Raw genomic sequence first — 880 nt, 5'->3', positions numbered from 1 at the left:
CTAATATGTCTTAAAAAGTCCCTGAGATGTCATAGATATTTTTGTTAGGTACCAGTTGGGGTATAAAATAGACAGGATAGGGACAGGAGGCCTGAGGGAAGATTTTTTCTTGTAGAATCATATTATCAAAGAAAAAGGAGATAACATGAACTTCAAGGAACGCTATGAGAAAGTGCAGTGGATCGTCCGGCGCTGTGCACGAGATTATTATGTACATTTATGGGAGAGTAGTGACTGGGAACAAGAGGGGATGCTGGTTTATCACCAGCTAGAAGAAAGTCATCCAGATATCAGTCAAGATGAAAGCCGCCTCTATCGTTACTTCAAGACAAAATTTCGGAATCATATTCATGACATTCTTCGCAAGCAAGAAAGCCAAAAACGCCGGTTTGATCGACAGTCTTATGAGGAAGTTGGTACCATTAGTCATAGACTGAGTAAGCGCGAATTAGCTTTAGATGATTTAGTCGCTCTTCGAAGTTCGTTAGCAGCCTACACTTCCAAGTTAGACAAAGAACAACTAGAGTTATACCACCGCTTACTAGGCGACGAACGGTTTAAGGGACGTAAGAGACTGTTGCGAGAGTTAGAGGAATATTTAATAGACTTTAGCAGCACGGTGATATAGTGGATAGGGGAGAGGTANGAAGAGTTAACCTTTCCCTTTTAGTTATTGATTTATAGGTGATTTTAGAGGGGGTTGGAAGAAAAGATGAAAAAAAGATAAAAAAATTTCAAAAAGGTGTTGACAAGGGAGTGGATAGGTGATATACTGATATAGTTGTCGCTTGAGAGAGCGGTAAAGACCTTTGAAAACTGAACAAGACGAACCAATGTGCAGGGCACTACAACATATGTTGTAGTACTGAACAAAGAAAAA

The 880-nt window shown here is 39.8% G+C and carries 1 protein-coding gene; it reads left to right on the top strand.

The annotated features are described in order from the left end of the window. Positions 1-145: 145 nt before the first annotated feature. Complete coding sequence (locus D8793_RS11755) at positions 146-628, top strand: sigma-70 RNA polymerase sigma factor region 4 domain-containing protein (RefSeq protein ID WP_045497765.1); 483 nt, start codon at positions 146-148, stop codon at positions 626-628. Positions 629-880: the final 252 nt, after the last annotated feature.

The organism is Streptococcus cristatus, assembly GCF_003943465.1.
In the GTDB taxonomy this organism is placed as follows: Bacteria; Bacillota; Bacilli; order Lactobacillales; family Streptococcaceae; genus Streptococcus; species Streptococcus cristatus_C.
This window is presented reverse-complemented; position numbering and strand designations above follow the sequence as displayed.

Bases quoted from the DNA above. Each gene is read 5' to 3' on its own strand.
- D8793_RS11755 (WP_045497765.1), top strand. From the start codon at position 146: ATGAACTTCAAGGAACGCTATGAGAAAGTGCAGTGGATCGTCCGGCGC.